This is a genomic window from Lutaonella thermophila (assembly GCF_055387725.1).
Genome location: NZ_AP043783.1, coordinates 580,197 through 602,349, shown reverse-complemented (window position 1 = coordinate 602,349; position 22,153 = coordinate 580,197). Strand labels below are relative to the sequence as shown.

General features: G+C 34.9%; 24 protein-coding genes. 21 read left to right on the top strand and 3 right to left on the bottom strand.

Translation table 11 applies throughout. The annotated features are described in order from the left end of the window. Nucleotides 1–15 precede the first annotated feature (15 nt). The 3 genes from ACZ5CF_RS02775 to purD all read left to right on the top strand — a co-directional run bounded on the left by ACZ5CF_RS02775 (nucleotide 16) and on the right by purD (nucleotide 3,693). Complete coding sequence (locus ACZ5CF_RS02775) at nucleotides 16–1,368, top strand: undecaprenyl-phosphate glucose phosphotransferase (RefSeq protein WP_464580227.1); 1,353 nt, start codon at nucleotides 16–18, stop codon at nucleotides 1,366–1,368. A gap of 3 nt (nucleotides 1,369–1,371) precedes the next feature. After that, the gene (locus ACZ5CF_RS02770) at nucleotides 1,372–2,352 is read left to right on the top strand and encodes a UDP-glucuronic acid decarboxylase family protein (RefSeq protein ID WP_464580226.1); all 981 of its coding nucleotides are present in this window, start codon (nucleotides 1,372–1,374) and stop codon (nucleotides 2,350–2,352) included. 63 nt (nucleotides 2,353–2,415) lie between these two features. Further along, nucleotides 2,416–3,693 carry a phosphoribosylamine--glycine ligase gene (gene purD, locus ACZ5CF_RS02765; RefSeq protein ID WP_464580225.1) on the top strand — a complete coding sequence of 426 codons (1,278 nt, stop codon included), beginning with the start codon at nucleotides 2,416–2,418 and terminating at the stop codon, nucleotides 3,691–3,693. Here the strand turns inward: purD and ACZ5CF_RS02760 are convergent. Further along, entirely contained in the window at nucleotides 3,688–3,909 is a 222-nt protein-coding gene (locus tag ACZ5CF_RS02760; RefSeq protein ID WP_464580224.1) for a DUF6341 family protein, read from the bottom strand. The two genes, purD and ACZ5CF_RS02760, sit on opposite strands and share 6 nt — an antisense overlap. A 49-nt stretch (nucleotides 3,910–3,958) precedes the next feature. Between ACZ5CF_RS02760 and ACZ5CF_RS02755 the strand changes: the two genes are divergently transcribed. The 3 genes from ACZ5CF_RS02755 to ACZ5CF_RS02745 are packed head-to-tail and all read left to right on the top strand — an operon-like array spanning nucleotide 3,959 to nucleotide 6,569. Further along, entirely contained in the window at nucleotides 3,959–4,882 is a 924-nt protein-coding gene (locus ACZ5CF_RS02755) for a DUF6427 family protein (protein ID WP_464580223.1), read from the top strand. A 41-nt stretch (nucleotides 4,883–4,923) separates the two neighbouring features. Then, complete coding sequence (locus tag ACZ5CF_RS02750; protein WP_464580221.1) at nucleotides 4,924–5,529, top strand: DUF4254 domain-containing protein; 606 nt, start codon at nucleotides 4,924–4,926, stop codon at nucleotides 5,527–5,529. Nucleotides 5,530–5,534: 5 nt separating this feature from the next. Continuing rightward, nucleotides 5,535–6,569 carry a glycosyltransferase family 9 protein gene (locus tag ACZ5CF_RS02745; protein ID WP_464580220.1) on the top strand — a complete coding sequence of 345 codons (1,035 nt, stop codon included), beginning with the start codon at nucleotides 5,535–5,537 and terminating at the stop codon, nucleotides 6,567–6,569. Nucleotides 6,570–6,611: 42 nt separating this feature from the next. On the opposite strand, the gene ACZ5CF_RS02740 is transcribed toward ACZ5CF_RS02745, so the two are convergent. After that, nucleotides 6,612–7,217: a TetR/AcrR family transcriptional regulator gene (locus tag ACZ5CF_RS02740; protein ID WP_464580219.1), complete on the bottom strand. Its 606-nt coding sequence runs from the start codon at nucleotides 7,215–7,217 to the stop codon at nucleotides 6,612–6,614. A 107-nt stretch (nucleotides 7,218–7,324) separates the two neighbouring features. Further along, nucleotides 7,325–8,377 (bottom strand): 2Fe-2S iron-sulfur cluster-binding protein, encoded by a 1,053-nt coding sequence (locus ACZ5CF_RS02735; RefSeq protein ID WP_464580218.1) that lies wholly within the window; start codon nucleotides 8,375–8,377, stop codon nucleotides 7,325–7,327. A gap of 150 nt (nucleotides 8,378–8,527) precedes the next feature. Between ACZ5CF_RS02735 and ACZ5CF_RS02730 the strand changes: the two genes are divergently transcribed. From ACZ5CF_RS02730 to dut, 15 genes are all read left to right on the top strand, one after another. Next, on the top strand, nucleotides 8,528–10,015 hold the full coding sequence (locus tag ACZ5CF_RS02730; protein WP_464580217.1) for a DUF5687 family protein: 1,488 nt from the start codon (nucleotides 8,528–8,530) through the stop codon (nucleotides 10,013–10,015). A gap of 14 nt (nucleotides 10,016–10,029) precedes the next feature. Continuing rightward, nucleotides 10,030–10,725, top strand: coding sequence for an ABC transporter ATP-binding protein (locus tag ACZ5CF_RS02725; RefSeq protein WP_464580216.1), 696 nt, complete (start codon nucleotides 10,030–10,032; stop codon nucleotides 10,723–10,725). A 128-nt stretch (nucleotides 10,726–10,853) separates the two neighbouring features. Then, on the top strand, nucleotides 10,854–13,406 hold the full coding sequence (gene porW, locus ACZ5CF_RS02720) for a type IX secretion system periplasmic lipoprotein PorW/SprE (RefSeq protein ID WP_464580214.1): 2,553 nt from the start codon (nucleotides 10,854–10,856) through the stop codon (nucleotides 13,404–13,406). 10 nt (nucleotides 13,407–13,416) lie between these two features. Further along, on the top strand, nucleotides 13,417–13,830 hold the full coding sequence (locus ACZ5CF_RS02715) for a bactofilin family protein (RefSeq protein WP_464580213.1): 414 nt from the start codon (nucleotides 13,417–13,419) through the stop codon (nucleotides 13,828–13,830). Next, nucleotides 13,799–14,023, top strand: a complete 225-nt coding sequence (locus tag ACZ5CF_RS02710) for an AtpZ/AtpI family protein (RefSeq protein WP_464580212.1) — start codon at nucleotides 13,799–13,801, stop codon at nucleotides 14,021–14,023. The genes ACZ5CF_RS02715 and ACZ5CF_RS02710 overlap by 32 nt, the downstream gene beginning before the upstream one ends. After that, nucleotides 14,016–14,429: a DUF6168 family protein gene (locus ACZ5CF_RS02705; protein ID WP_464580210.1), complete on the top strand. Its 414-nt coding sequence runs from the start codon at nucleotides 14,016–14,018 to the stop codon at nucleotides 14,427–14,429. The genes ACZ5CF_RS02710 and ACZ5CF_RS02705 overlap by 8 nt, the downstream gene beginning before the upstream one ends. A gap of 68 nt (nucleotides 14,430–14,497) precedes the next feature. After that, a complete protein-coding gene (gene atpB / locus ACZ5CF_RS02700; protein ID WP_464580208.1) occupies nucleotides 14,498–15,613 on the top strand; it encodes a F0F1 ATP synthase subunit A in 1,116 nt (371 codons plus the stop codon). Between the two features lie 59 nt (nucleotides 15,614–15,672). Next, nucleotides 15,673–15,867 (top strand): ATP synthase F0 subunit C, encoded by a 195-nt coding sequence (gene atpE, locus ACZ5CF_RS02695; protein ID WP_042240059.1) that lies wholly within the window; start codon nucleotides 15,673–15,675, stop codon nucleotides 15,865–15,867. 91 nt (nucleotides 15,868–15,958) lie between these two features. Further along, the gene (locus ACZ5CF_RS02690; RefSeq protein WP_464580206.1) at nucleotides 15,959–16,459 is read left to right on the top strand and encodes a F0F1 ATP synthase subunit B; all 501 of its coding nucleotides are present in this window, start codon (nucleotides 15,959–15,961) and stop codon (nucleotides 16,457–16,459) included. Between the two features lie 9 nt (nucleotides 16,460–16,468). After that, a complete protein-coding gene (gene atpH / locus ACZ5CF_RS02685; protein ID WP_464580204.1) occupies nucleotides 16,469–17,005 on the top strand; it encodes an ATP synthase F1 subunit delta in 537 nt (178 codons plus the stop codon). Between the two features lie 11 nt (nucleotides 17,006–17,016). Further along, nucleotides 17,017–18,597 carry a F0F1 ATP synthase subunit alpha gene (gene atpA, locus ACZ5CF_RS02680; protein ID WP_464580203.1) on the top strand — a complete coding sequence of 527 codons (1,581 nt, stop codon included), beginning with the start codon at nucleotides 17,017–17,019 and terminating at the stop codon, nucleotides 18,595–18,597. A 99-nt stretch (nucleotides 18,598–18,696) separates the two neighbouring features. Continuing rightward, nucleotides 18,697–19,557, top strand: a complete 861-nt coding sequence (gene atpG / locus ACZ5CF_RS02675) for an ATP synthase F1 subunit gamma (protein WP_464580202.1) — start codon at nucleotides 18,697–18,699, stop codon at nucleotides 19,555–19,557. A gap of 130 nt (nucleotides 19,558–19,687) precedes the next feature. After that, nucleotides 19,688–20,182, top strand: a complete 495-nt coding sequence (locus tag ACZ5CF_RS02670; RefSeq protein WP_464580201.1) for a hypothetical protein — start codon at nucleotides 19,688–19,690, stop codon at nucleotides 20,180–20,182. A gap of 75 nt (nucleotides 20,183–20,257) precedes the next feature. Then, complete coding sequence (locus tag ACZ5CF_RS02665; protein WP_464580200.1) at nucleotides 20,258–21,727, top strand: lipopolysaccharide biosynthesis protein; 1,470 nt, start codon at nucleotides 20,258–20,260, stop codon at nucleotides 21,725–21,727. Further along, a complete protein-coding gene (gene dut / locus ACZ5CF_RS02660) occupies nucleotides 21,717–22,151 on the top strand; it encodes a dUTP diphosphatase (protein ID WP_464580199.1) in 435 nt (144 codons plus the stop codon). Before ACZ5CF_RS02665 ends, dut begins: the two co-directional genes overlap by 11 nt. Nucleotides 22,152–22,153 lie beyond the last annotated feature (2 nt).

Below are 22,153 nucleotides of genomic sequence, written 5' to 3'. Positions count from 1 at the left end.
AATATTGCACGCTAAATGTTCACAAAACAAGGAAGATACTCGGGGTTTTTAAAGCCTATTTCGTATGCAGTAGACTTAGCAATTATTTTGTTATTGGCATACTTTCTTCCTATTAGGCTACACAACCCAATCTTGTTTTTTAGCTATTTAGCGATAGCCTGGATTATAATTTCTGTTCGAAATCAGTTTTATGAAGTTGAGCGTTACACTAAAATACCTCTAATTTTATCGTTATTATTCAGGCAATTTGTTTTTTTCTTTTTGGTGCTCTATGCATTTATTGGCTTTTTTAAAGAGAATTTAATTAGCAGATTATTACTGGGGCAGTATTTTTTAATATGCTGTATTCTAATATCGGTTTTTAAAATATTAGGGTATTATTTGCTTCAAAAGTACCGAGAAAGCTTAGGAGGTAACAGAAGAACTACCGTTGTAATTGGTGACAACGCTAAAACCAATCAGCTTATACAAGTTTTTAGAGAACGTTTAGAATACGGATACGTATTTAAACGCAAATTCGATGTTAACTCGCTTAATTTCAATCTTCAAGAATGTTTTAAATACATAGCCGAAAACAATGTTGATGAAATTTACTGTTCTATTGCAGAGCTAAATAACGATCAAATAGAAGAAATAATAGATTTTGCAGATAACAACTTAAAAGTTGTTAAATTCTTACCGGATAACAAAAACATATTTACAAGAAAGCTCAAATTTGAATACTACGACTACTTACCGATTCTCTCTTTACGAGATATACCACTAGACAATTCTATTAATTATGTAATTAAACGAGCTTTTGACGTTGCGTTTTCAAGCTTAGTAATAGTTTTTATCTTGTCGTGGTTAACACCGTTACTGGCAATATTAATAAAAATAGAATCAAAAGGCCCCGTATTTTTTAAACAGTACCGCAACGGAATTAACTCTAAAGAGTTTGCCTGTTACAAATTCAGGTCGATGGCATTAAACAAAGAAGCCGATAAACTCCAAGCCACTAAAGGAGATGCACGTATTACACGCATCGGAAAATTTATTAGAAGAACTAGTATCGATGAGCTTCCACAATTTTATAATGTTTTCTTGGGGCATATGTCGGTTGTTGGCCCAAGACCACATATGGTTAAACACACAGAAAAATATGCCAGATTGGTAGATAAATACATGGTTAGGCATTTTGTTAAACCGGGGATTACAGGCTTAGCACAAGTAAGAGGATATAGAGGCGAAATAGAAACAGAAACAGACATAATAAATCGTGTTAAGTTTGATATTTTTTACATAGAAAACTGGAGCATGGCGCTCGATTTAAAAATAATAGTACAAACATTGCTTAACGCTATTAGAGGAGAAGAAAAAGCATACTAATTCATGAAGCGAATATTAATAACCGGTGCAGCCGGGTTTTTAGGGTCTCACCTATGCGATAGATTTATAAATGAAGGTTATCATGTAATAGGAATGGATAACCTTATTACCGGCGACCTAAAAAACATACAGCATTTATTTAAACTAAAAGAATTTGAGTTTTATCATCACGATGTAACCAAATTTGTGCATGTTCCGGGCAAGCTCGACTATATTTTACATTTTGCTTCGCCGGCCAGCCCAATAGATTATCTTAAAATACCCATAGAAACCTTAAAAGTTGGTGCTTTGGGCACCCATAATTTATTAGGCCTTGCAAAAGAAAAAAAGGCACGCATTTTAGTAGCCTCTACATCAGAGGTGTATGGAGATCCCCTTGTGCATCCACAAAACGAAGAATATTACGGAAATGTGAGTCCGGTTGGTCCAAGAGGAGTTTATGATGAGGCCAAGCGCTTTATGGAATCTATCACAATGGCGTATCATAGATACCACGGTTTAGATACGCGTATTGCCCGAATTTTTAACACCTATGGGCCAAGAATGCGATTAAACGACGGTAGAGTTGTTCCTGCTTTTATGGGGCAAGCCCTACGCGGAGAAGATTTAACCGTTTTTGGCAACGGATTACAAACACGCTCGTTCTGTTTTATAGACGATCAAATTGAAGGGATTTACAGATTGCTTATGAGTGATTATGTATATCCCATAAACATCGGGAATCCGCATGAGACAACCATTAAAGAATTTGCCGAAGAAATTATAAAACTAACCGGAACTAATCAGAAAATAGTGTATAAACCGCTTCCGCAAGACGACCCCAAGCAAAGACAACCCGATATAAGTAAAGCAAAAGAAATACTGGGGTGGGAGCCTAAAGTAGACAGAGCTACCGGAATGAGAATTACATTCGAGTATTTTAAATCACTATCAGAAGAAGAACTTAAAAAATCGGCCCATAGAGAGTTTAACAAAAAAGCATAAAAAGAAGACAATAATTTTACTGTTAAACATACAACAAACCCTAACTTTGCAAAAACTAATTTCATGAATATTCTTGTACTTGGCTCGGGAGGAAGAGAGCATACACTTACCTGGAAAATCAAGCAAAGTAAACTATGTAATAACCTATTTGTTGCTCCGGGCAATGCAGGAACAGCACAAATAGCCACCAATGTAAACATTTCGGCAACTGATTTTGAAGCGATAAAAAAGCTGGTTTTACAAGAGAACATTCAAATGGTTGTTGTGGGCCCTGAAGACCCATTAGTGCAAGGTATTCACGATTACTTTTTAGAAGATAGCAGCCTGCAAAATATTCATGTAATAGGGCCTAAAAAAGCAGCTGCACAGTTAGAAGGCAGCAAAGATTTTGCTAAGGCATTTATGCAGCGCCATAATATTCCAACAGCAGCTTATAAAAGTTTCACGTCTAACACCTTACTAGAGGGATTTGCTTTTTTAGAAACGCTTAAACCACCGTATGTACTAAAGGCAGATGGTTTGGCAGCCGGTAAAGGCGTTTTAATTTTAGATAGTTTAGAAGAAGCAAAAACAGAGCTTCAAAACATGCTTATTAATGCCAAATTTGGTAAAGCAGGTACTAAAGTGGTTATCGAAGAATTTTTGTCCGGAATAGAGCTTAGTTGCTTTGTTTTAACAGATGGGAAATCGTATAAAATTTTACCCACTGCAAAAGACTACAAGCGTATTGGTGAAGGCGATACAGGTTTAAACACCGGAGGAATGGGCGCTGTCTCTCCGGTTTCGTTTGCAGATGAAGCTTTCATGAAGAAGATAGAAGATAGAATTGTTGTTCCTACCATTAAAGGATTACAAGCCGATGGATTACCCTATAAAGGGTTTATTTTCTTAGGATTAATTAATGTAGATGGTAACCCGTTTGTAATAGAATACAATGTTAGAATGGGCGACCCCGAAACCGAAGTGGTGATACCAAGACTACAAACCGATTTGGTAGAATTGCTTTTAGCAACGGCTAAAGGAACACTTGATAAGATTAATATAGAGACAACACCACAAGCAGCTACAACAGTGATGGCAGTTTCTGGCGGATATCCTGAAGCATACGAAAAAGGCAAACAGATAACCGGTATAGAGGCAGTATCAGAAGATGTTGTTGTTTTCCATGCCGGAACTAAAATGTTAGATGATGGCACAGTAGTAACCAACGGAGGTAGAGTTTTAGCCGTAACAGCGTTTGGTGAAACCTTTACAGAAGCACTAAAAAAATCGTACCAAAACCTACAAAAAATAAGTTTTGATACGATGTATTATAGAAAAGATATTGGTTTTGATTTATAAAAAAGAGTGAGAGGTAATACTCTTATCTTCTTCGTTGTTATCGTTAAACTTTTTAAGTTCTAACACCCAATATACCATTGCTACAAAGCCAATAATTATAAATATCCAGTTTAATGTATTGGCTACCCACCAGTTTTCGGTAAAACGTAAAACGTCTAAGGGCCAAAACAAATAGTCTACGAATAACGTTTCAATTCCTTCAAAAAATGATTTCATGACCTAAAAGTTGTCTTATATTTAGGGTACAAAAATAATAAAACAGCGAATGATTTCAAGCATTTTTGGAAAAACTAAACCCATAAACTTTATTTTAATTGGTGGATTCCTGTTTTTTTGTGTGGTTTGGGCTACCATACACAAGCAGACACCTGCCAATTACACCGAAACCATTTTTATAGCATTACTGCTGTTTTGTGCGTTGTTTTTTTCTGTTTTAGCGGCAGATTTTATTGCTAAACGTAATAAATTAAGCAAGCAAAATCATTATGTGATTTTTGTATACGGAATATTAGTTGGTGTTTTTCCTCAAGTTTTAAACAATATCTGGCTGGTATTCTCTCAGATATTAATACTGTTAGCACTCAGAAAAATTATTAGTATCCAATCCTTACGAGACATTAAGTTAAAAATATTTGATGCTGCATTCTGGATAACTTTCGCCTTCTTTTGTTTTGAGTGGACAATACTATACTTTATTGTACTATACCTTGTTATATTTAAGTACGTATCAAAAGATTTTAAAAATTGGCTTGTTCCTTTGGTTAGTTTTCTAACGGTATCTGTACTGGTATTATGTTATGCCCTATTATTAAAAGATGTAAACTGGTTTACAAACCTATTTATGCTTAATGCATCGTTTGTAATAACAGTTAATAAGCTGCCAACCAACTGGGTTCCCATTGTGGCTATTTTAGCAATTACTGTTGTAGCTGTAGCACATTATTTTCTCAAGCAAAAAAGAAAGAAAACTATTAAACACGGTTCTAAAACAATTGTATTTCAAACGTTAATAATAGCCGTGGCAGTTATAGCGCTTTCCAACAATATACAAGAGGCTTTAATTTTTGCCTTTTTTCCGTTGGCTGTTATAATTGGTAATTACGTACAAAACCTCAGTAAAAAGTGGTTAAAAGAAGTTGTTTTGTTGAGCTTACTTAGTTTGAGTGTTGTTATACAATTGCTTATCTAAACCATAAAATAGCAGTATATTTGCAATCTAAAACACAAATTATGTTTAGCGAATTTGCCTTTAAAATTTTTGAAGAAAGTATAGAAAAATACCACGAAATAGACGATGTAAATCAGCCGTTTTATAATCCTTATCCTAAAGATAAAATCGAGCATTTACTGTACAGAAAAAACTGGATAGATACAGTACAATGGCATTACGAAGATATTATTAGAGATCCAAACATAGATCCGGTTAAGGCCTTAGAGCTTAAACGTAAAATAGATGCATCTAATCAAGACAGAACAGATACGGTAGAGTATATAGATAGTTATTTTTTAAACAAGTACAAAGACGTAAAAGTTAAGCCGGATGCTACCATAAATTCAGAAAGTCCGGCTTGGGCAATAGACAGGCTTTCTATTTTGGCATTAAAAATTTACCACATGAAGGAAGAAGCAGAACGCGAAGATGCTTCTGAAGAACACAGAGCTAAATGTAAGGCTAAATTAGCGGTGCTTTTAGAGCAAAAAAAGGATTTATCTACTGCTATAGATCAATTACTACACGATATAGAACAAGGCAACAAGTACATGAAAGTTTATAAGCAAATGAAAATGTACAATGACGAAGAGTTAAATCCTGTACTATATCAAAGCAAAAAATAAGGCTAATGAGCCAACCTTATAAGCACATTCTTGTAATAAGGCTCTCTGCTATGGGAGATGTGGCTATGCTGGTTCCGGTTTTAAAAGCCATGCAAGAGCAACACCCCGAGGTTAAACTAACGGTGCTTTCTAAACCTTTTTTTGAACCTATTTTTAGCAACCTGTCTAATGTATCGTTTTATTCTGCTCAAGTTAAAACACGGCATAAAGGTATAGCAGGGTTGTATAAGCTTTACAAAGAGCTTAAAGCACTAAAAATAGATGCTGTGGCCGATATGCATAATGTGCTTAGAAGTAATGTTTTAAAGCAGTTTTTTTTACTAAGTAGAATTCCTGTTCGTCAAATAAATAAAGGGCGTAAAGAAAAAAAAGCACTTACCAGGGCAAAAAACAAAATTTTTAAACCTCTACAAACTACACACGAGAGGTATGCAGATGTTTTCAGGGAACTTGGTTTTACACTACAACTTAAAAAAGAGCATATACTACCTAAACCATCGCTAACACCTAAAATAACAACGTTGTTAGGTGCAGAGCCCAAAAAATGGATTGGTATTGCGCCTTTTGCAGCATTTTCCGGTAAAACCTACCCCATGCACTTAATGAAACAAGTTGTTTGTAATTTAGCAGCAAACAATACGTATAAAGTGGTGTTATTTGGCGGTCCTAATGATGTAAATAAATTAAAACAACTAAAACAAGAACACAACAATGTTTTAGTATTAGCCGGAAAGGCCTCATTTAAAGAAGAGTTAATTTTAATAGCCAATTTAGATGTTATGCTATCTATGGATAGTGGTAATGCTCATTTAGCAGCCATGTTTGGGGTGCCTACGGTTACACTTTGGGGAGTAACACACCCGTATGCAGGCTTTTATCCGTTTGCTCAAAACCCAAACAATGCACTATTAGCAGACAGAACTAAATTTCCCGCTATACCAACATCGGTTTATGGTAATAAAATACCTGAAAATTATGATCAAGCCATGGCAACAATTACCCCGGAAATGGTAGTTAAAAAGGTGACAGATTTACTGTAAATACGATGAAACAACAACACATACCGATGAGTATGTTTTAAGCTAGTTTTCTTGTAGATTGTTGAGGTATTTTTTTAGTTCTGTTAAGTATTTGTACCTAATTGTTTCATCTCCGTTTCCCTTTTTTAGTGTTCTAACCCCCAAATAAGACGAAATAATAAAAACAGAAACAGCTTCGCTATCTACGTGGCGCGATATAAAGTTGCTTGTTTTACCTCGCTGTAAACATTTTACAATACCCAACTGCCATTCGGTTATAATACTTTTTAATTCTGTTGCAATTTCAGTATCGGACGATGCAAATTCGTTAAAAAAATTACTAAGCATAAAACCGTGTCTTTTCTCTATTGGGCTTAGTTTTACCAGGCTTTTTTCTATAGCATCAAAAATTAAGTTGACAGGATTTCCCGATTCGTCAAGAGGTGTTATAAGCTCACTGTACACTTTCTTAGAAACCACTTCTTTTATGATGGTTAATAGAAAATTTGCTTTGCTTGAAAAATGATAATAGAAGGCACCTTTGGTAAGCTGTAAATCAGACAGAATATCGTCAAGGCTGGTGGCTTGGTATCCGTTTTGTAAAAACAAAGCCAATCCTTGGTCTAGTATTAGTTGCCGAGTAAGTTTGCGCTTTATCGATTTAGACATACTATAGTATCTAGTGTCTTTAAGATACCAATTAGTATGTAATCTTGTTTATTTGTAAAGACAGAAATTGTGGTTTAATCGTTATCACAGCAAAGTTCCCCGATTAACTACACGTCGTCATAGTCAATAACAAGCGTGTCTGTTACAGGGTGAGATTGGCATGTTAGTATTAAACCTTCGGCTATTTCGGCATCGGTTAAAATTTGGTTGTTGGCCATTGTTACTTTACCCTCTTTTACACGTGCAATACAGCTACTGCAAATACCGCCTTGGCAGGAATAAGGTGCATCTACATTATTATCTAAAGCGGCATCTAATACACGTTGCTTTTTATCCATAATAAAACTAAACGAATCATCATCTACCACTCCGGTAACTTTTGTTTTTCCGGGGGCAATATCTTCGCTAGCAGAAACAGCATTGCTACTGGTTGTAAACAACTCTGTTAAAATTGCGTTTTCAGACACACCGTTAGCAACAAGTTGCTCTTTAACAGTAGTTATCATTCCTTCCGGGCCACATAAATAAAAAGCATCAATATGTTGGTTTTTATGCTTGTTGTTTATCACGTAGTTTACTACAGAGGCATCTATTCTTCCAAATAAAGCATTGCCTTCTTTAGTTCTGCTGTAAACAAAATATACGCTTAGGTTTTGGCTATATTTTTGTGCCAGTTCTGTAATTTGATTATAAAACATAGTTTCTGTAACCGATTGGTTGCCAAAAACCAAAATAAACGTACTGTTAGGCTCATTTTTTAAAAGGCTTTGCATTATGCTCATTATGGGTGTAATACCACTCCCTGCAGCAAATGCAGCAACGGTACGACTATTATTGTCTGGCTTTAAAACAAACTTTCCTTCTGGAGCACTAACCTGTAGCGTATCGCCCACTTGTAGCTCATTATTGGCATAAACAGAAAAAGTACCACCTTTAACTTTTTTAATTCCAACAGATAAATCTTTACTTCCGGCCGGAGAACAGATGGAGTAAGAGCGCCTAAGCTCTGTATTATTTAACTCTTTTTTTATGGTAATGTATTGTCCGGGCAAAAACGTAAAAACGTCTTGTAAGTTATCCGGAATAGTAAAAGTTACCACAACAGAATTAGGGGTTTCTCTTTTAATGTGCGATACTGTTAAAGGATAAAATTGAGCCATAACCTGTAAAATTTGCCCAAAAATATAAAACAACACGAATAAAGTGTGTAAAAAGTGTTTGCAATTACTAGCTAACACATTAAAAATAACTGTATACTTGTAACAAAATGAGTTTAATAACTACCAATTAACCAAAATTATCCTATCACTATGTATAAACACTTTATTACACTACAGTGGAAATCTTTTTTTAGATCGGCCAGTGTAGATAAAAGTATTGGATTAAAAATATTAATGGGATTTTTAGCCATTTACTTTGCAGTAGCTTTTTTAGGATTAGGATTTGGATTATACCCGTTACTTGAAGATTTATACCCGGAAAAAGACCCGTTAAAAATTGTAAACAGTTATGTAGTTATCTGGCTGGCTATAGAGCTGGTGTTTAGGTTTTTTATGCAAACGCTTCCGGTAGTTAACATTAAACCCTTGCTAACACTCCCAATAAAAAAGGGCAAGGTAGTACATTATGTATTGTTAAAATCATTTTTCTCTTTTTATAATTTATTACCGCTTTTAGTTATAATACCATTTGGTATAATTTGTGTTTTTGCAGGAAATAAGCCGGTTTGGGGTATGGTGGCATGGATGTTTTCTTTATACTGTTTAACCTTAAGTGTTAACTATGCAAACTTTTTGCTGAAGAAGAAATTTGCCGAAAACTTAAAAGCGTTACTTCCCTTTTTAGTCATTGCTTTGGTATTTGTTGTTTTAGAAGTTTTTAAAATTTTTAGCATTAGCAATTATATAGGGAATGATTTAACTACTTTAATTAACAAGCCTTTTTTAGTAGGGTTTCCACTTTTGCTTTTAATTGGTCTTTATGCATTTAATTATAAATTTTTAACTAAAAAGTTTTATTTAGATGCTTCTTTACAAGCCAAAACAAAGGAAGCTACTACAACCGATTTGTCTTGGACCAGACGTTTTGGAGATATTGCCCCTTTTTTACAATTAGATTTAAAACTTATTTGGAGAAACAAAAGACCTAAAACAACTATCTGGATTAGCCTTTTAATTTTAGCATACGGGCTTATATTTTACCCGAACGATATTTATCATGAACAAATGCCGGCATTTTTTGTGTTTGTGGGCATATTCACATCGGGAATTTTTATGATTAATTTCGGGCAGTTTATACCCGCTTGGGACAGTAGTTATTACCCCATGATGATGGCACAGAACATTCCAATTAAAAAATACCTCTCTTCTAAAATTGGGTTAATGACATTTAGCGTGGTAGTTTTGTTTTTCTTGAGCACTCCATATGTATATTTTGGATGGCATATTCTCGCGCTAAATATTGCTTGTGCACTCTACAATATAGGAGTAAACATTCCGGTAATTATCTATGCCGGATCGTTTAATAAAAAAAGAATAGACTTAGAGAAAAGTCCGTTTATGAATTACCAAGGTACGGGAGCAACCCAATGGATTATTGGTTTACCGCTAATGCTCCTTCCTATTGGTATTTGGTATTTAGCCTACAAATTGGGTTCATTTAGCATAGCATCAATTGTTTTAGGGGCCTTTGGTGTAGTTGGGTTAATGCTTAGAAGTTGGTTGTTAAACCCCATAGCAAATGCCTACATTAAACGCAAATACGCCATGATTCACGGATTTAAACAACAATCAGAATAAAAAAACAGAAAGCAATGATAACAGTACATAACCTAACTAAAAAATACAAAGACACAACGGTACTAAACATAGAGAGCTTACAAATTCCGAAAGGACAAAGTTTTGGTCTGGTTGGAAACAACGGAGCCGGAAAAACAACTTTTTTTAGCTTGTTGTTAGATTTAATACAACCTACAACAGGGTATATAGAAAATAATGGAATTCAGGTAAACAAAAGCGAAGAATGGAAACCGTTCACATCAGCTTTTATAGATGAGAGCTTTTTAATTGGCTACTTAACACCCGAAGAGTATTTTTATTTTATTGGCGAATTACGCGGGAGCAACAAAGCCGATGTGGATGCCCTTTTAGCTGAGTTTAAAGAGTTTTTTAATGATGAGATTTTAGGTAAGAAAAAATATTTAAGAGATCTCTCTAAAGGAAATCAAAAAAAGGTAGGTGTTGTAGCTTCGCTTATTGGTAATCCGGAGGTTATTGTGTTAGATGAGCCTTTTGCAAATTTAGACCCAACCACTCAAATAAGGCTTAAACGTATTATAAAAGAGTTGGCACAAAACCCAGATAAAACACTGCTTATTTCTAGTCACGATTTAATGCACGTAACCGAAGTTAGCGATCGCATTGTTGTACTACACAAAGGCGAAGTGGTAAAAGACATAAAAACATCTACAGAAACCCTTAAAGAATTAGAACAGTTTTTTGCAGGATAGCGTACAAATTAATTGTTTGCGCATTATAAGAATTCCTTTTGTTTAAAAAATAACATTATTTTTACCTGTAAACATACTAAACCAAGCCTTTTTTAGTTTACAAAACAAAAGGATTCCTTAGCTATATTTTGAAACTACAACACAAAACACTGGGTCTTACGCTTGTTTTAACTGCTACGATTATTGGGTGTTCTACCAAAAAAGACACTTTTATAAATCGTAATTGGCATGCTATTACGGCAGAATACAACACGCTTTATAACGGGTACAATGCATTGCAACAAGGTGTAGCGCAATTAAATGCAACGTATGTAGATAATTACTGGGATATTCTTCCGGTAGAGCGCATGGCTGTCTCTGATGAGGTAAAACTATCATCAGCTCCTAAAAACCCTAATTTTGAAAGAGCCGAAGAAAAAGCCACAAAAGCCATACAAAAACATGGTATGGAAATTAACAACAGAGAACGCAACCCGCAAATAGACGAAGCTTTTTTGTTGTTAGGAAAATCCAGATACTATGATCAACGCTTTATTCCTGCACTAGAAGCGTTTAACTACATCCTTTATAAATATCCTAATAGTAGCACAATAGCACAAGCTAAAATTTGGCGAGAAAAAGTAAATCTTAGGCTAGAAAACGAAGAGCTTGCATTAGAAAACCTAAAAAAACTACTAAAACAAGAGCGTCTAACAGACCAAGATTATGCAGATGCTTCTGCAATGATGGCACAAGCATACATAAACCTAAAACATTTAGATAGTGCAGCTAAAAGATTACGATTAGCAGCTAAGGCAACCAAAAACTTCGAAGAAAAAGGAAGGTACTATTACATTGTTGGTCAGCTTTACAACAAAATGGGTGTTAAAGACACCGCAAATATGGCGTTTAGTAAAGTGGTAGAACTTAACCGAAAAACATCAAGAACGTATCATATTCACGCTAAACTACAACTGTTAAAAAATCAAGAGCTTACAGATAATAACAAAGAAGCTATTTACGAGCAATTACAAGAAATGGCAGAAAACAGAGAAAACAGACCATTTTTACACAAAATTTATCACGAAATAGCTAATTACCATCATAAAGCAGATTCTACAGAAACCGCAATTACTTTTTTCAATAAATCGTTACGTGCCTCTAAACAAGATGCTGTTTTAAATGCGCTAAATTATGAGCGCTTAGCCGAAATAAACTTTTACAATAAAAACTATAAAATAGCGGGCGCATATTACGATAGTACACTTACAAACATATCTGAAAACACCAGAAAATTTAGAAACATCACTAAAAAAAGAAACAATTTAGATGAGGTTATACAATACGAAAGTTTAGTACAAAAAAACGACAGTATTCTGTATTTAGTGAATGCATCTGCCCAAGAGCGCGTTGCTTACTTTACAGCTCATATAGAAAAACTAAAAGAAAAAGAAGCGCAAGAAGAAGCTAAAAGAGAGCAATTAAAGCAGCAAACCGGTTTTGCAGGCACAGGGCTGTCTAACACTAATGTAAGTTCCGGAGATACATTTTACTTTTACAATACTACTATTGTAGGCTACGGTAAAACAGCATTTAAAAATAAATGGGGAGACAGACCTTTAGAAGACAATTGGCGCTTATCTAACAAAACAACAGTTTCTGAGCAAGAAACAGCCGGTACAAGTGCTACCACACAACCCAACCAAGTAGTGCCAAGAGATAAACTATATGATGTTACATATTATATAGAGAAAATTCCAACCAATAGTAAGGTAATTGATAGTTTAGAACTTGAACGTAATTTTGCTAACTACCAACTTGCGCTTATTTATAAAGAAAAATTTAAAGAGTACGAGTTGGCAGCTCAAAAATTAGTAGCAGTGCTTCAGTCTAACCCCGAAGAAAAACTAATTCTTCCATCAAAATATAATCTATATAAAGTATATCAAATATTAAACAATCCTTTAGCCGAGAAGGTTAAAGAAGATATTGTGACAAATTATCCATCATCGCAATATGCACAATTGCTTTTACGCCCGGAAAATGTAATAGACAATCAATCAAAAAACAGTCCGGAGGCTTTATATAGTAAATTATACAAAGAATTTGAAGCTCAAAATTATGAGCATGTAATAACAACATCAGAACAATACGCTAAAACATATAACGGCTTGCCAATTGCAGCAAAATTTGCAATGCTTAAGGCTATGGCAATAGGAAGATTACAAGGATTTGAGGCTTTTAAAGAAGCATTAAATTATGTGGCGCTTAATTTCCCTAACAATCCGGAGGGCAAGCATGCGCAAAAAATTATAGAAGAACAATTACCTAAATTAGGCAACAGCAACTTTGCAGAATCTGTGCCGAGAGGAAATTACAAATTGGTTTTTCCGTTTAAAAAATCAGATACAGTTGCTATTAATAAATTATACAAAACATTAGAACGCTCGTTAAAAGAGTTGCGTTACGATCATTTAAAACTATCTAAAGATATTTACAACACTACAACAATGTTTGTGGTAGTGCATGGATTTAAACAAAAAGAATACGCTTTAGGATATGCAGAGTTGTTAAATATTAACAAAGATTACAAAGTAAGGGATGAGAATTTTGTAATTTTGTCAGACAACTACAAAATTGTACAAATTCATAAGAATTTAGACGATTATTTAAGTAAAATAAGTACTCAGAACACTAATTGATTTTTTAGCTATGTTTTCAGACAACAAAAAAGGAAAACTTTCTATGGAAGCTGCCAACGCACAACCTAACAGAATAGGTGCAACAACCAAAATTAAAGGAGATGTAACTTCTGAAGCCGATTTTAGAATAGACGGACATTTAGAAGGAAACTTAACAACTACCGGAAAAGTAGTAATTGGGCGTGACGGCAGCATAAATGGTAAAGTACAATGTGAAAATGCCGATATTGAGGGTAAATTTTCAGGAGAGCTTCAAGTAAACAGTTTATTGCTTTTAAAAGCTTCGGCTGTTATAGAAGGAGACGTAACAGTTGCTAAGCTTGCCGTAGAGCCCGGAGCAAACTTTAATGCAAATTGCACTATGAAAGGCGCCGGTGTAAAGCCAATTCAAAATGGAACCCAAAAAACCGAAAAATCGGCCTAACCCTTACATTAGGTTTACTACTGTAGCCTTCCAAATGGGGGCTACCATTTATTTGGGTAATTTATTGGGCAAATGGCTTGATAAAAAATACGAAACAACCTATTGGGAATCTTCAATAACACTTTTTGCTGTATTTGCCGCAATGTATATGGTAATTAGCCAAGTAATTAAACTATCAAAAAAAAATGATTAAAAGCTTAATAGCTTACGCCATCAGTTTTTTCGGGTTATCTTTTTTAGGGTATTTGGCTCATATTAATCTTGTAGACAGCAACAAAATACTAACCCTCTTTAACATAAAAGAAGTTTACATTTTTTATGGGGTCTCATCATTTATAATATGCGCTGTTTTGCTGGGGCTTAGCACAATAAATAAGTTTAAACCTCAAATAGGATTTTTGTATTTGGTTGCATTAGTATTAAAAATTGTAGCCTTTTGTACGGTCTTTTACAATTCTGTTTTTAACCAGCAGAAACTAACACCTTCAGAAAGCCTTCAATTACTCATTCCGTTGTTTATTTTTTTAATGGTAGAGGTTTATTTTATTGCCAGGATTTTAAACCAACTGCACGAGAATAATTTTAAGCATAAAAAATAATTGTTTTTTCAATTAAATAACTACCTTTGCACGAAATTTTTAAGGATAGTTTTTTGAATTATTTTAGAATGAAGGCAGTAAAACAATCTATCAAGTTATTAGTCTTACTGGCAGCAGCATTAACAACAACCACTTCTTTTGCAGGAGGAGGTTCTGAAAAAGGAGATGCTGTTGATACTCCAAAAGAAATACAAGATTACATTTTACATCACATTAAAGATTCGCATGATTTTTCGCTTTTTTCTTATACCAATAGCGAAGGTGAGCGCGTACATGTTGGGTTTCCGTTACCTGTAATATTATGGACTAGCGAGGGGCTGGTTACCTTCATGTCTTCAGAATTTCATCACAACGATGACGGCAGTGTTATTGTAGAGAAAAAAGGCTTAAAGTTTGTAAAAGTTCACAGTAAAATTTATGAGCTTGAAAAAGGAGCCGATAAGGTTGTTTTTGATGAAGAACACCATCCTGTAAATGCATCAAAAGTTTTAGACCTTTCTATAACCAAAAGCGTTTTCGGAATTTTATTGGTGGGATTACTAATGTTGTTAGCTTTTGGATCATTAGCTAAGCAGTACAAGAAAAACAAAATACCAACCGGCTTTGGTAGAATTTTAGAGCCTTTAGTGCTTTATGTTAGAGACGAGATTGCAAAGCCAAATATTGGAGACAAGCACTACAGAAAGTTTACAGGTTATTTACTAACAGTATTTTTCTTTATCTGGATTTCTAACCTACTTGGTTTAACACCTCTTGGGTTTAACGTTACAGGACAGATAGCTGTAACAGCTGCATTAGCTATCCTAACACTAGTTATTTACACCTTTAGCGGAAATAAAGATTACTGGGAGCATATTTTATGGATGCCGGGAGTTCCAATTTTAATACGTCCGGTGCTCGCAATTATAGAATTAGCAGGAGCATTTTTAATTAAACCGTTCTCACTGCTTGTTCGTTTATTTGCAAACATTTCGGCAGGACACATAGTTGTTATGAGTTTAATAGCAATTATGATAACAATGAAAGCTTCTTTAGGAGCAGTAGGATCTACATTGTTGTCGTTTGTACTGTCGTTTTTTATAACACTAATAGAGTTGTTAGTGGCCTTCTTACAAGCGTATATTTTTACCATGCTATCGGCTTTATTTATTGGTATGGCCGTTGCAGAGCACGATCATCATTAATAAACGCAAAGTAAGAAACTAAAAAAGAGTTTAATTGTTAACTATATAAATTAATTGTTATGACAATTCCAAATTTAGTAGGTGCTGGTTTAATAGTAATTGGTGCTGGTATTGGTTTAGGTAAAATCGGTGGAAGTGCAATGGAAGGTATTGCACGTCAGCCAGAAGCTACTGGTAAAATCCAAACAGCAATGATTATTATTGCTGCACTATTAGAAGGTTTAGCGTTTGGTGCATTATTCTTAGGAAAATAATCCAAACTAAACAAAAACACTTTCCTGTAACGGTTGGTTGCAGGAAAGTGTACTTAAACTAAAGATAATTAGTAGTTAAACACATAATATAATGGATACATTATTAAATGATTTTTCGGTTGGGTTATTCGTAATGCAAATTGTATTACTATTAGGAATAATGTTCTTATTAGTAAAATTTGCTTGGAAACCAATTTTAAATGCTGTTAACGAGCGTGAAGAAGGAATTAAAAATGCTCTTGAAGCTGCTGAAAACGCTAAGCGTGAAATGGAAAACATTAAAGCAGACAACGACAGAGTATTAAAAGAAGCTCGTGCAGAGAGAGAAAGCATGCTTAAAGAAGCGCGTGAGATGAGAGAAAAAATGATTGCAGAGGCTAAAGAGCAAGCGCAAGCAGAAGCAGATAAAATGATTAAGCAAGCGCAAGCCACTATAGAAACCGAAAAGAAAGCTGCATTAGCAGAACTTAAAAACGAAGTAGCTTCTTTATCTGTTAGCATAGCAGAAAAGGTGGTGCGTAAAGAACTTTCAACAAAAGGAAAGCACCAAGAGCTGGTAGACGAGATGTTAGAAGAAGTTACCTTAAACTAATTTATAACAATGACGGGATTAAGAGCAGCAATACGTTACGCTAAAGCAATTTTAGAACTTGCAAACGAGCAAAATGCTACCGAAGCAGTTGCTAAAGATATGGAGCAAGTGGCTAAAACTATTGCTACAAGCAGAGAGTTACAATTAATGCTTCAAAGCCCAATTGTAAAAACAGAAGACAAAAAAGCATCGCTTAAAGCAATTTTTAAAGACAGCCATAAACTAACCTTACAGTTAATAGACTTGTTGGCTGCCAATAAAAGAATTGCGCTACTAGGCGAAGTAGCTAAAAAATATAAAGTACTCTTTGATGAACTTAAAGGAAAAGAAGTAGCTGTTGTTACAACAGCATTTCCTTTAGATTCTAACTTAGAGAAAAAAGTGCTTGCCAAAGTAAAAGAACTTACCAATAAAGAAGTAGAGCTTCAAAATAAAATAGACGAAAGTATTATTGGAGGCTTTATTTTACGTGTGGGAGACAAACAGTATAACGCAAGCATTTCAAATCAATTAAACAACTTAAAAAGGTCATTAGCAACAAACTAAAATAGAAACAGATGGCAGAAGTTAAAGCTGCTGAGGTATCAGCAATCTTAAAGCAACAATTATCAGGATTCGAAGCACAAGCTTCTTTAGATGAAGTAGGAACCGTACTTCAGGTGGGTGACGGTATTGCACGTGCTTACGGACTTTCTAACGCGCAATATGGCGAGTTAGTAGAGTTTGAAGGTGGAATGGAAGGTATTGTATTGAACCTTGAAGAAGATAACGTAGGTATAGTATTATTAGGACCTTCTAAAGAAATTAAAGAAGGAGCTACCGTAAAACGTACCCAACGTATTGCCTCTATAAAAGTTGGAGAACAAATGCTAGGGCGTGTTGTAGACACCCTTGGTAACCCAATAGATGGTAAAGGTCCAATTGGAGGTGAGCTTTACGAAATGCCATTAGAGCGTAAAGCACCGGGTGTAATTTACCGTCAGCCGGTAAATGAACCTTTACAAACCGGTATTAAAGCGGTAGACGCAATGATTCCAATTGGTAGAGGGCAACGTGAGCTTATTATTGGTGACCGTCAAACCGGAAAAACTACTGTTGCTATTGATACCATCATTAACCAAAAAGAATTCTACGATGCAGGTGAGCCTGTATATTGTATATATGTTGCAGTTGGGCAAAAAGCTTCTACAGTAGCTGCTATCGCTAAAACTTTAGAAGATAAAGGAGCGTTAGACTACACAGTTATTGTAGCTGCAAATGCTTCAGACCCTGCACCAATGCAAGTTTACGCACCGTTTGCTGGAGCAGCAATTGGTGAGTACTTTAGAGACACAGGTCGTCCTGCTTTAATTGTATACGATGATCTTTCTAAACAAGCAGTAGCATACCGTGAGGTGTCATTATTATTAAGAAGACCTCCAGGACGTGAAGCTTATCCGGGAGACGTATTCTACTTACACTCAAGATTACTAGAGCGTTCTGCTAAGATTATTGCCGATGATGATATTGCTAAAGGAATGAACGACCTGCCTGATACTCTTAAGGGAATTGTTAAAGGAGGTGGATCGTTAACAGCGTTACCAATCATCGAAACTCAAGCAGGAGACGTATCAGCTTATATTCCTACAAACGTAATTTCTATTACAGACGGGCAAATATTCTTAGAGTCAGACTTATTTAACTCAGGGGTTCGTCCGGCTATTAACGTAGGTATATCGGTATCTCGTGTAGGTGGATCAGCTCAAATTAAATCAATGAAAAAAGTAGCAGGAACACTTAAGTTAGACCAAGCTCAGTTCCGTGAATTAGAAGCATTCGCTAAGTTTGGTTCTGATTTAGATGCTGCTACATTAAACGTAATCGAAAAAGGTAAGCGTAACGTAGAAATCTTAAAGCAAGCTCAAGGAGAACCGTTTACCGTAGAAGACCAAATTGCAATTATTTACGCAGGTACTAAGAACTTATTAAAAGACGTTCCTGTAGAGCGCGTTAAAGAGTTCGAGAAAGAGTACTTAGAGTATTTAAATGCTAAGCACAGAGACGTGTTAGATACTTTAAAAGCAGGTAAATTAACCGATGAGGTTACAGATACCTTAACTAAAGTAGCTAAAGATGTTTCTGCTAGATATAAAGCATAATTTGTAGGTTTCTGCCCTGTTCAAGGGGCAGAAACTTTATATATAAATCAACATAAGTAATACTTATTTCGTAATTAGTTACGAACCGATTTAATTAAAATGGCAAACTTAAAAGAAATACGCAACAGAATATCGTCGGTAGCCTCTACAATGCAAATTACGAGCGCTATGAAAATGGTATCTGCAGCCAAATTAAAAAAGGCTCAAGATGCTATTACAGCAATGCGTCCGTATTCAGATAAGCTTACCGAGTTGTTGCAAAGTCTTAGTGCTACATTAGAAGGAGATTCTGGAAGTGTATATGCACAACAACGCGAGGTTAATAAAGTGCTTGTGGTTGCAATTACATCTAATAGAGGTCTTTGTGGTGCGTTTAATAGTAATATCATTAAAGAAGCTACAAACCAAGCAACAGAGGTTTATGCCGGTAAGCAAGTAGACTTTGTTACTATTGGTAAGAAAGGAAACGATATTCTTAAAAAACGCTTTTCGGTTATAGAAAATAATAATGCCATTTTTGACGAGTTAACGTTCGAAAATGTAGCTGAGATTGCTCAAATGCTAATGAATAAATATGCTGAAGGAGCTTATGATAAGATTGTATTAGTTTACAATCAATTTAAAAATGCTGCTACGCAAATTGTAAAAGCAGAGCAGTTTTTACCTATTGTTGCCCAAGCTTCAGAAAGCACAACGCAATTAGATTATATTTTTGAGCCTACTAAAGCCGAAATCGTTCAGACGTTAATTCCTAAATCTCTAAAAATGCAGCTGTTTAAAGCTATTAGAGATTCGTTTGCTGCAGAGCATGGTGCACGTATGACTGCTATGCACAAGGCAACAGATAATGCTAAAGAATTAAAAGCCGAATTAACGCTTAACTACAACAAGGCCCGTCAGGCAGCAATTACAGGAGAAATTCTTGAAATTGTTGGAGGTGCCGAAGCACTAAACAACTAAAGTTAGACTTTAAATTTTAACCATATTAAACCCCAAGAAAATCTTGGGGTTTTGTTTTTGGCACGCTTTTGGTTTTGTATATTTAGCAGAGCTACTGTAAGCTTTTGCTTAATCCTTAATTTGTATATTTATGAAAACAACCGCTTTCTATAACAGTTTATTAAGTGTAATTATGCTTATAGCATTTTCAAGTTGTTCTTCTTCTCAAAAATTAGAACAAAAAACACCTTTTATAGTGCAAAAACCTATTGCACAAAATTGGTATGGAGGAAGGCCGGAAAGTGGTAACGGAATTAAAGTATCGTTTACGGTAAAAAATATGCCAGAAGGAGTTAGTTTAGACTCTTTGTATTTTAGAGGAATGAAAGCAGCAATAACAACAGAAAGTACTTCAGATGCTGTTACTTGTGTTGCTAACTTTGTAATAAAACCAGATCAGAAATCTGATATGGTAATGCATAGTGATCCTAAAAAAGAGTTTGGTAATACCATTCCAAAACCAAAACATAAAATACCTTTTAAGCTAAAAGAAGACGAGGCTGTTTTAAAATATGTTGATGGAAATACAGAGAAATTTTTTAAAATTTCCGGAATTGTACAAAAAGCCCCTATTAACTATAACTAATATTAAATAACTTTGGAGCTTTGTTAAACAACCGTAAATCAATATTTTTAGCACGGTTAACATGTAACACTTCTTTTGAGCGCACTACAAAAACTAGTTAAGCACACCTTTATTTATGGTTTAGCAACGGTTTTGCCCCGAATGCTAAGCTTTTTATTGCTTCCGTTGTACACCGGATTCATGACTCAAAAAGAATACGGTATTTATGCATCGTTGTTTGCTTACTTAATTTTAGGGAATGTAGTGCTTTCATATGGTATGGAAACCGCTTTTTTTAGGTTTGTAAACAAGCATCCTAATCAAAAACAAACTATACAGGCTACTGCACTAACATCGCTATTAATATCATCATCAATCTTTGTAATTGTCGGGTTAATTTTTAAAAATGATATTGCGTATTGGTTAGAATACAACCCGGTTTATATTACATATGCCATACTCATTTTATTTTTTGATGCCTTGGTGGTTTTGCCTTTTGCTTGGTTTAGGGCTAACGAGAAGCCTAAAAATTACACTTTAATTAAAATAGGGAACGTAAGTATAAACTTAGGGTTAAACCTGTTTTTCTTTTTGCTTTTACCGGAACTTGTTTCAGATTCTACAAATTCTGTTTTGGCACACATATATTGGCCGGAAAACAAAGTAAAATATGTGTTTTTAGCCAATTTAGCAGCAAGTATAATAACATTTGTTTGGGTTTTTCCGGTTTACAAAAAAATTGGGCTTGGCTTTAATAAGTATATGTGGAAACAAATGATAAAATATGCTTATCCGGTTTTAATTGCCGGAATAGCCTTTTCTATAAACGAAGCATTCGATAAAATTTTACTTAAATACCTACTACCTGAAAACATTGCAGAAGCTCAAGTAGGAATTTATGCTGCATGTTACAAACTGGGAGTGTTTATGACGTTGTTTGTAACAGCATTTAGACTTGGCATAGAACCCTATTTTTTTAGTCATGCTAACTCAGAGAGCCCTCAAAAGCACTACGCTATTATATTAGAATATTTTGTAATGTTTGGAGCTGTTATTTTGCTGGCTGTAGTTGTTTTTGCCGATGTGTTAAAACTAATTTTTATTCAGAATAAAGCATTTTGGGAAGCAATGTGGATTGTTCCTGTAATATTATTGGCTAACCTGTGTTTGGGTATTTATCACAACTTATCGGTTTGGTATAAAATTACCGATAAAACACGTTTTGGAGCATACATATCGGTTACAGGAGCACTAATTACACTTGTTATTAATTTGGCTTTTATTCCTACTATAGGGTATAAAGCATCTGCTTTGGCAACATTGGCTGCTTATGGTACTATGATGTTGTTATCATTTTATTTCGGCAAAAAACACTATCCAATACCATACAATCTAAAAAAAATAGGCATTAGCCTAGGAACAGCCATTGCATTTTCTGCTATTGTATTTTATGGTTTCAATGGAAATTTGGTTATTGGCACACTCCTACTTTTAATATTTTTGGGAATTATATATAAACTAGAAAAAAACAGATTAAAATTACTTATCAGTCGCAATGAAAATTAAAATAGTCAATCAATCTAAACACACCTTACCTCATTACGAAACGGAGGCTTCTGCTGGGATGGATTTACGAGCTAATCTTTCAGAACCGGTAACACTACAACCGTTAGAAAGAGTTATTATTAAAACAGGGTTATTTATAGAACTTCCCATAGGTTACGAAGCTCAGGTTAGACCAAGAAGTGGTTTAGCAGCCAAAAAAGGCATAACAGTGTTAAATGCACCCGGAACCATAGATGCCGATTACAGAGGCGAAATAGGAGTGATTTTAGTAAACCTCTCTAACGAACCCTTTACAATAGAAGACGGTGAGCGTATAGCACAGTTAGTTATTGCTAAACACGAAAGAGCCGTTTGGGAACAAGTACAGGAACTTTCAGAAACTAAACGCGGAGCAGGAGGTTTTGGGAGCACAGGAGTAAAATAAAG

Excerpts from the sequence above, each read along its gene's own strand:
- ACZ5CF_RS02775 (WP_464580227.1), top strand. The coding sequence starts at position 16 with ATGTTCACAAAACAAGGAAGATACTCGGGGTTTTTAAAGCCTATTTCG.
- ACZ5CF_RS02770 (WP_464580226.1), top strand. The coding sequence starts at position 1,372 with ATGAAGCGAATATTAATAACCGGTGCAGCCGGGTTTTTAGGGTCTCAC.
- purD (WP_464580225.1), top strand. The coding sequence starts at position 2,416 with ATGAATATTCTTGTACTTGGCTCGGGAGGAAGAGAGCATACACTTACC.
- ACZ5CF_RS02760 (WP_464580224.1), bottom strand. The coding sequence starts at position 3,909 with ATGAAATCATTTTTTGAAGGAATTGAAACGTTATTCGTAGACTATTTG.
- ACZ5CF_RS02755 (WP_464580223.1), top strand. The coding sequence starts at position 3,959 with ATGATTTCAAGCATTTTTGGAAAAACTAAACCCATAAACTTTATTTTA.
- ACZ5CF_RS02750 (WP_464580221.1), top strand. The coding sequence starts at position 4,924 with ATGTTTAGCGAATTTGCCTTTAAAATTTTTGAAGAAAGTATAGAAAAA.
- ACZ5CF_RS02745 (WP_464580220.1), top strand. The coding sequence starts at position 5,535 with ATGAGCCAACCTTATAAGCACATTCTTGTAATAAGGCTCTCTGCTATG.
- ACZ5CF_RS02740 (WP_464580219.1), bottom strand. The coding sequence starts at position 7,217 with ATGTCTAAATCGATAAAGCGCAAACTTACTCGGCAACTAATACTAGAC.
- ACZ5CF_RS02735 (WP_464580218.1), bottom strand. The coding sequence starts at position 8,377 with ATGGCTCAATTTTATCCTTTAACAGTATCGCACATTAAAAGAGAAACC.
- ACZ5CF_RS02730 (WP_464580217.1), top strand. The coding sequence starts at position 8,528 with ATGTATAAACACTTTATTACACTACAGTGGAAATCTTTTTTTAGATCG.
- ACZ5CF_RS02725 (WP_464580216.1), top strand. The coding sequence starts at position 10,030 with ATGATAACAGTACATAACCTAACTAAAAAATACAAAGACACAACGGTA.
- ACZ5CF_RS02715 (WP_464580213.1), top strand. The coding sequence starts at position 13,417 with ATGTTTTCAGACAACAAAAAAGGAAAACTTTCTATGGAAGCTGCCAAC.
- ACZ5CF_RS02710 (WP_464580212.1), top strand. The coding sequence starts at position 13,799 with ATGGAACCCAAAAAACCGAAAAATCGGCCTAACCCTTACATTAGGTTT.
- ACZ5CF_RS02705 (WP_464580210.1), top strand. The coding sequence starts at position 14,016 with ATGATTAAAAGCTTAATAGCTTACGCCATCAGTTTTTTCGGGTTATCT.
- atpB (WP_464580208.1), top strand. The coding sequence starts at position 14,498 with ATGAAGGCAGTAAAACAATCTATCAAGTTATTAGTCTTACTGGCAGCA.
- atpE (WP_042240059.1), top strand. The coding sequence starts at position 15,673 with ATGACAATTCCAAATTTAGTAGGTGCTGGTTTAATAGTAATTGGTGCT.
- ACZ5CF_RS02690 (WP_464580206.1), top strand. The coding sequence starts at position 15,959 with ATGGATACATTATTAAATGATTTTTCGGTTGGGTTATTCGTAATGCAA.
- atpH (WP_464580204.1), top strand. The coding sequence starts at position 16,469 with ATGACGGGATTAAGAGCAGCAATACGTTACGCTAAAGCAATTTTAGAA.
- atpA (WP_464580203.1), top strand. The coding sequence starts at position 17,017 with ATGGCAGAAGTTAAAGCTGCTGAGGTATCAGCAATCTTAAAGCAACAA.
- atpG (WP_464580202.1), top strand. The coding sequence starts at position 18,697 with ATGGCAAACTTAAAAGAAATACGCAACAGAATATCGTCGGTAGCCTCT.
- ACZ5CF_RS02670 (WP_464580201.1), top strand. The coding sequence starts at position 19,688 with ATGAAAACAACCGCTTTCTATAACAGTTTATTAAGTGTAATTATGCTT.
- dut (WP_464580199.1), top strand. The coding sequence starts at position 21,717 with ATGAAAATTAAAATAGTCAATCAATCTAAACACACCTTACCTCATTAC.